Here is an 8296-nt window from a genome sequence, read left to right as displayed (position 1 = left end):
AGTATGTCGGCCGGGCGGATGATCAGGTGAAGGTGCGGGGCTACCGGATCGAGCTGGGCGAGGTGCAGTCCGCGCTCGCCGGGCATCCGCACATCACCCAGGCCGCCGCCATCGTCCGCGAGGGACGGCTGCTCGGCTATGTCGTCCGGCAGGAGGGCGCCCCCGCGGTCGACCCTCAGTTGGTGCGCAAGTCGTTGGCCGAGTCGTTGCCGGAGTACATGGTCCCGGCCGCGATCGTCGTCCTGGACGCGCTGCCCCTGACCGCGCACGGCAAGCTCGACCGCCGCGCACTGCCCATGCCCGAGTACACCGCCGAGACGTACGCCGACGCGGGCGCGAGCCTCGTCGTGCGGGCGCCGGCGGATCCGCGGGTGGAGATCCTCCGCAGCCTGTACGCCGACGTCCTCGGCGTGCCCGAGGTCGGTGTCGACGACGACTTCTTCGAGCTCGGCGGACACTCCCTGCTCGCCATCCGGCTGGTCAGCCGGGTGCGCAGTGCGTTCGGATACGAGCTGACCATCCGTCAGGCCTTCGAGGCTCGGTCGGTGTCCAAGCTGCTGGGGTTGCTGGACGCGGCGGGCGGGGCCCGGCAGGGCGTGCGGGCGCTGCCCCGGCCGGACCGGGTGCCGGTCTCGTACGCGCAGCAGCGGCTCTGGTTCCTGCACCGGCTCGAGGGTCCGAGCCCGACGTACAACATGCCGGTGTCGCTGCGGCTGACCGGTGAGCTGGACCATGACGCGCTGCGTGCGGCGCTGGCCGATGTGGTGGTGCGGCACGAGTCGTTGCGCACGGTCTTCGGCGAGGACGCCGAGGGCCCCTACCAGCGCGTACTGGAGGCCGCGGAGGCCGTACCGGTGCTGGAGGTCGTCCGCACGGACGAGGCCGGACTGCCCGCCGCGCTGGAGAAGGCCGCCCGGCACGGCTTCGACCTGTCGGCCGAGCCGCCGCTGCGGGCGACGCTGTTCCGGGCCGGCGAGCGGGAGCATGTGCTGCTGGTGCTGGTGCACCACATCGCGGGCGACGGCTGGTCCATGCCGCTGCTCGCGCGTGATCTCACCACCGCCTACGCGGCGCGCCGCGCCGGTGCGGCGCCCGCCTGGCAGCCGTTGCCCGCGCAGTACGCGGACTTCACGCTGTGGCAGCGCGAGGTGCTGGGCTCCGAGGACGACCAGGACAGTGCCGTCGTCCGCCAGATCGACTACTGGCGCGAGCAACTGGTCGACCTGCCCGAGGAATTGGAGCTGCCCGTCGACCGTCCGCGGCCGGCTGTCTCCTCCCACGAGGGCGGCCGGGTGCCGTTCGAGATCCCGCAGGACGTGTACGACAAGGTCGTGGCCGTGGCCCGGGCCCAGCAGGCGAGCCCGTTCATGGTGGTGCAGGCCGCGCTGGCCGCGCTGCTGACGCGCCTGGGCGCGGGCACCGACATCCCGCTGGGGACCCCCACCGCAGGCCGTACCGACGGCGCCCTTGAGGACCTTGTCGGCTTCTTCGTCAACACGCTGGTGCTGCGTACCGACACCTCGGGCGACCCCACGTTCGCGGAACTCGTCGGCCGGGTGCGCAACACCGCGCTCGCCGCCTACGCGCACCAGGACGTGCCGTTCGAGCGGCTGGTGGAGGTCCTCAACCCCGAGCGGTCGATGGCCCGCCACCCCCTTTTCCAGACCATGCTCACCTGGAACGCGGCGGACCAGCACCAGACCTTCGACGCGTCCGCGCACCTCGACGGACTGACGGTCACGCCGATGCCCGTGGGCACGGGCATCGCCAAGTTCGACCTGCTGTTCGCCTTCGTCGAGCGGCCCGGGCAGGGCGGCGGACTCCAGGGCGTGCTGGAGTACAGCGCCGACCTCTACGACCGTGACAGCGCCACGACGTTCGCCGAGCGGTTCGTGCGCCTGCTGCGCGCCCTGGTCGACGTACCCGGGGAAGGCATTGGGCGGGCCGGACTGCTCACCGGCGCCGAGGAGGCGCGTGTCCTCACCGAGTGGAACGACACGTCCGCTCCGGTGCCCGCGGCCTCGCCGGCGGAGCTCTTCGAGGGCCAGGTGACCCGGACCCCGGACGCGACGGCCGTGATCGACGACGACCGCACTCTCGGCTACGCCGAGCTCAACGCGCGCGCCAACCGGCTGGCCCGGCTGCTGGCCGGCCGGGGTATCGGGGCCGAGCAGTTCGTGGGCGTGCGGCTGCCGCGCTCGGCCGACCTGCTGGTCGTCATGCTGGCGGTGCTGAAGACGGGTGCCGCCTATCTGCCCCTGGACCCGCAGCATCCGGCCGACCGCATCGCGGGGCTGATCGAGGACGCCGCACCGGCCCTGGTCGTCGACGAGGCCTGGCTCGCCGCCAACGACACCTCCGGCCACAGCGCGGAGAACCTGACGGACGCCGAGCGTGTCGCGCCGCCGGCCCCCGGCCACCCGGCGTACGTGATCTACACCTCTGGTTCCACCGGCCGCCCCAAGGGCGTGGTCATGCCGGCCGGGGCGGTAGTCAACTTGCTGACCTGGCACGAGCGTGCCGTGCCGCCCGCCGATGGCGGGGTGACCGCGCAGTTCACCGCGGTCGGTTTCGACGTGTCGGTTCAGGAGAGCCTGTCCGCGCTGCTGTCCGGCAATGCGCTGGCGACCTGCCCCGACGAGGTGCGCCACAACCCGGACCGGCTGGCCGAGTGGCTGCAGCGGCACCGCGTGAGGGAGCTGTACGCCCCCAACCTGGTCGTCGACGCGCTCGCCGAGGCGGTCCGCCGCCAGGGCCTGGCTCTGCCGGACCTCGCCCATGTCGCCCAGGCCGGCGAGGCCCTCACCCTCGGCGGCGCCGTACGTGCCCTGTACGAGCGGCAGCCTGGCAGGCGCCTGCACAACCACTACGGGCCCACGGAGACGCACGTCGTCACCGCCTGGACTCTGCCCGACGCCACCGGCGACTGGCCCGAGTCGGCCCCCATCGGCCGGCCGGTCTCCAACGCCCGTGTCTATGTGCTGGACGCCGGACTGCGTCCGGTGCCGGCGGGTGTGGCGGGCGAGCTGTATATCGCCGGTGCTGGACTCGCGCGCGGTTACCTGAACCGTCCCGGACCGACCGCGGAGCGGTTCGTCGCCTGCCCGTTCGGGGCGCCGGGCGAGCGCATGTACCGCACCGGCGACCGCGTCCGCTGGAACCGCGACGGCCTGCTGGAGTACCTGGGCCGCACCGACGACCAGGTCAAGCTGCGCGGTTTCCGCATCGAGCCGGGCGAGGTCGAGGCCGTGTTGTCGGCTCATGCCTCGGTGGCCCGCTGCGCCGTCCTGGTACGCGAGGACCGACCGGGCGACAAGCGGCTGGTGGCGTACGTGGTGCCGGCCGGGGCCCTCGACACGGCCGACCTGCGCGGCCACGTCGCAACCCTGCTGCCGGACTACATGGTGCCGTCCGCGTTCGTCGAACTGGACGCGCTGCCGCTCACCGCCAACGGCAAGCTGGACCGCCGTGCCCTGCCCGCTCCGCGGTACGCCTCCACCGGGCGTGGCCCGCGGTCGCCGCGCGAGGAGATCCTGTGCGGTCTGTTCGCCGAGGTGCTCGGTGTGGAGCGGGTCGGTATCGACGACGGCTTCTTCGACCTGGGCGGCCACTCCCTGCTCGCCACCCGGCTGGTCAACCGCGTCCGCAGCACACTCGGAGTGGAACTGGCCGTGCGCCGGCTCTTCGAGACGCCCACGGTCGCCGGGCTCGCCGCGGCGCTCGACCAGGCCGGGCACGGCGCACACGCCGGCGTGGTGCGGGCGGTGGCCCGCCCCGAGCGGGTGCCGCTGTCGTTCGCCCAGCGCAGGCTCTGGTTCCTGTATCGCTTCGAGGGCCCCACTGCCACGTACAACATTCCCACCGCGCTGCGGCTCACCGGCGACCTGGACCGGACCGCGCTCGAGGCGGCCCTGGGCGACGTGGTGGGGCGGCACGAGGCGCTTCGCACCGTCTTCGGCGAGGACGCCGAAGGCCCCTACCAGCGGGTGCTCCCGCTCGACGGGGCCCGGCCCGCGCTGGACGTGGTGCCTGTCGCCGACGCCTCCCGGCTGGACGCCGAGCTGCGCGCCGCCGCCCGCCGCACGTTCGACCTGGAACGGGAACTTCCCTTCCGCGCCCGGCTCTTCGAGCTCGAGGAGCAGGACCACGCACTTCTCCTGACGGTGCACCACATCGCGGGCGACGGCTGGTCGATGGGCCCGCTCTCGCGCGACCTGACGACCGCCTACGCGGCTCGCTGCGCGGGCGTCGCCCCGGCCTGGGCCGAACTGCGCGTGCAGTACGCGGACTTCACGCTGTGGCAGCGTGAGGTGCTGGGATCCGAGGATGACCCCGACAGCGCGCTCGCCGGACAGGTGGAGTTCTGGCGCGAGGCGCTCGCCGGCCTCCCGGAGGAGCTGGACCTGCCCAGGGACCGCACCCGGCCCGCCACCCCCTCCTACCGCGGCGACTTCGTGGAGTTCGAGGTGCCCGCCCAGGTGCACGAGCGATTGGTGGCGCTGGCGCGGGAGAGCGGCGCCAGCGTGTTCATGGTCGTGCAGGCAGCGCTGGCCACGCTGCTGTCGCGGCTGGGCGCGGGCACCGACATCCCGATCGGCACCCCGATCGCGGGCCGCACCGACGACGCGGTGGAGGACCTGGTCGGCTTCTTCGTGAACACGCTGGTGCTGCGCGCCGACCTGTCGGGCGATCCTTCCTTCCGTGAACTGGTGGGCCGGGTGAAGGAGTTCGACCTGGCGGCCTACACGCACCAGGACGTGCCCTTCGAGCGGCTGGTGGAGGTCCTCAACCCCGAGCGGTCGATGTCCCGCCACCCCCTGTTCCAGACCATGCTCACCTGGAACGACGGCACCCTCCAGGGCGCCGACGCCACCGCCGGACAGCCGCTGGCAGGCCTCGCCGTGACGGGACATCCCGTCGGCACCGGGGCCGCCAAGTTCGACCTGTCCTTCGCCCTTGAGGAGCGCACCGGCGACGGCGGTGGACTGCACGGCGCGCTGGGGTTCAGCACCGATCTCCACAACCGCGACTCGGCCGCCCGGATCGCGGAGCGGTTCGTCCGTGTCCTGGAGGCCGTCGCGGCCGAACCGGACCTCCCCGTGAGCGGGGTCGACATCATGGCGGACGCCGAGCGCGGCACGGTGCTCCAGCGGTGGAACGACACCGCACGCTCCGTGCCCGGCGCCGCCTTGCCGCAGCTGTTCGAAGCGCGTGCCGCCGACGCCCCCGAGGCCATCGCCGTCGTCTGCGGCGACCGGGAGCTGTCGTACGCCGAGCTCAACGCACGGGCCAACCGGCTTGCGCGGCTGCTCGTGCGGCACGGCGCCGGTCCCGAGCGGCGGGTCGCCGTCCGGCTGCCGCGCTCAGCCGACCTGGTGACCGTCCTGCTCGCCGTCCTGAAGTCCGGCGCGGCCTATGTGCCGCTCGACCCCGACTTCCCGGACCAGCGCATCGCCTACATGATCGACGACGCGCGACCCGTGCTCGTGGTCGACGAGGAGTGGCTCGCCGCCGCGGACCTCGCCGGCCTCGATGTGGCCGACCTGCCGCCGGTCCCGCTCGCGTCTGCCGCGTACGTGATCTACACCTCGGGTTCCACGGGACGGCCCAAGGGCGTCGTCGTCGGACATGCCGCACTCGCCAACTTCCTCCAGGACCTGGGGGAGCGGTGTGCGCTGACGCCGGACGAGCGGCTGCTCGCTGTGACGACCGTCGGCTTTGACATAGCGGCGCTCGAACTGTACGTACCCCTGCTGGCCGGAGCCGCCGTGGTGCTCGCGGACCGGGACACGGTGCGCGACCCGCGGGCCCTGGCCGAGCTGATCGACGCGGCCGGGATCTCGGTCGTGCAGGCGACGCCCAGCCTCTGGCACCAGATCGTGGACGAGCACGCGACCGCACTGTCGGGCATCAGGGTGTTCGTCGGCGGCGAAGCGCTGCCCGCTGACCTCGCGGCGTCCCTCGTCCGGCACGCGCGGTCCGTCACCAACGTCTATGGGCCGACGGAGACCACGATCTGGTCCACCGCCGGAGACGTCGACACCGACAGCGCACGCAGGGGCTCGATCGGACGGCCGATCGCCAACACCCGCGTCTACGTGCTGGACGCGGCCCTGCGCCCGGTGCCCGCCGGGGTGGCGGGCGAGCTGTACATCGCCGGTGCGGGCCTGGCCCGCGGCTACCTGGACCGGCCGGCCCTGACGGCGGAGCGCTTCGTCGCCGACCCCCACGGCACGCCCGGCACCCGCATGTACCGCACCGGTGACCTGGTGCGCTGGTCGGCCGACGGTGAGCTGGAGTACCTCGGCCGCGTCGACCACCAGGTCAAGGTGCGCGGCCACCGCATCGAGCCCGGCGAGATCGAGGCCGTCCTGCTCGGCCACGAGTCCGTGACACGCGCCGCGGTCCTGGTCCGTGAGGACACGCCGGGTGACCGGCGGCTGGTCACCTACGTCACCGGCACCGCCGATCCGGCGGCGCTCCGCGAGTATGCGGCCCGCCGTCTGCCGGAGTACATGGTGCCGTCGGCGTTCGTCCCCCTGGACGCGCTGCCGCTGACCCCGAACGGCAAGCTGGACCGCCGCGCCCTGCCCGCTCCCGACAGCACGGCACAGCCCACGGGCCGGGCGCCGCGCTCGCCGCGCGAGGAGATCCTGTGCGGTCTGTTCGCCGAGGTGCTCGGCGTGGAGCGGGTCGGCATCGACGACGGTTTCTTCGATCTGGGCGGCCACTCGCTGCTCGCCACCCGCCTGGTGAGCCGCATCCGCTCCACGCTCGACGTCGAACTCTCCGTACGGCAGCTATTCGAACGCCCGACGGTGGCCCGGCTCGGCGCCGTCCTGGACACCGCGTCCGGGCCCGGCCGGCGACCGCTGACCAGGGCGGAGCGGCCGGCCCGGATCCCGCTCTCCTACGCGCAGCAGCGGCTGTGGTTCCTGAACCGCCTGGAAGGCCCCAGCCCCACCTACAACATGCCGACGGCGCTGCGCCTCGACGGCCCGCTGGACCGGACGGCACTGACCGCGGCGCTGCACGATCTCGTGGCCCGCCACGAGTCGCTGCGCACCGTCTTCGCCGAGGACGCCCAGGGCGCCCACCAGGTCGTTTTGCCGCCCGAGGCGGCCCGCCCCGAACTGCACACCGCCCACACGGATGAGGACGGCCTCACCGAGGCACTGACCTCGACGGCCCGCTACACGTTCGATCTCGCGGTGGAACTTCCTTTGCGTGCTCGGCTGTTCGAGCTGGGGCCGGAGCAGCATGTGCTGTTGGTGCTGGTGCACCACATCGCGGGCGACGGCTGGTCCGCGGGCCCGCTCGCCCGCGATCTGACCGCCGCGTACGCGGCTCGCTGCGCGGGCGCCGCTCCGGCCTGGGCCGAACTGCCCGTGCAGTACGCGGACTTCACGCTGTGGCAGCGCGAGGTGCTGGGCTCCGAGGACGACCCGGACAGCGTCATCGCACGCCAGGTCACCTTCTGGCGCGAGGCCCTGGCCGGGCTCCCGGAGGAACTGGCCCTTCCCACCGACCGTCCCCGCGGCGACATCGCCTCACAGCGAGGCGGCCGAGTCGCCTTCTCCGTTCCCCAGGAGATCCACGAGCGGCTGGTGGCGCTGGCGCGGGAGAGCGGCGCGAGCGTGTTCATGGTCGTGCAGTCGGCGCTGGCCACGCTGCTGTCGCGGCTGGGCGCGGGCACCGACATCCCGATCGGTACGCCGATCGCGGGCCGCACCGACGACGCGGTGGAGGACCTGGTCGGCTTCTTCGTGAACACGCTGGTGCTGCGCGCCGACCTGTCGGGCGATCCTTCCTTCCGCGAACTGGTGGGCCGGGTGAAGGAGTTCGACCTGGCGGCCTACGCCCACCAGGACGTGCCCTTCGAGCGGCTGGTGGAGGTCCTCAACCCCGAGCGGTCGATGTCCCGCCACCCCCTGTTCCAGACCATGCTCACCTGGAACAACCTCGACCAGCAGGCCGCGGCCGAAGCGGCCCGGAGCCTGTCCGGCCTCACCGTGCGGCAGCAGCCGCTGCCGACGGGCGCGGCCAAGTTCGACCTCCTCTTCCGCATGGTCGAACAACACGCCCCGGACGCGCGTCCCGACGGCATCGCCGGTGTCCTCGAGTTCAGCACGGATCTGTTCGATGAGGTGACCGCGGAGGCGTTGGCGGGGCGGTTGGTGCGGGTGTTGGAGGCCGTGGCCGGTGATCCGGGTGTGCGGGTTGGTGGTGTGGAGGTGCTCTCGGATGCCGAGCGGGGTTTGGTGTTGGGGGAGTGGATCGACACCTCTCGTGATGT

At 72.9% G+C, this 8296-nt stretch carries 1 protein-coding gene; it reads left to right on the top strand.

What is annotated here, in order from left to right; genetic code table 11:
- On the top strand, positions 1–8296 hold an 8296-nt coding region (locus AB0L56_RS31400; RefSeq protein ID WP_365429523.1), incomplete at both ends, for an amino acid adenylation domain-containing protein.

Origin of the sequence: Streptomyces sp. NPDC052079 (genome assembly GCF_040680275.1) — a bacterium.
Taxonomy (GTDB): Bacteria; Actinomycetota; Actinomycetes; order Streptomycetales; family Streptomycetaceae; genus Streptomyces.
Note: the sequence above shows the minus strand (reverse complement) of the source record. Positions and strands in the feature narration are given on the sequence as shown.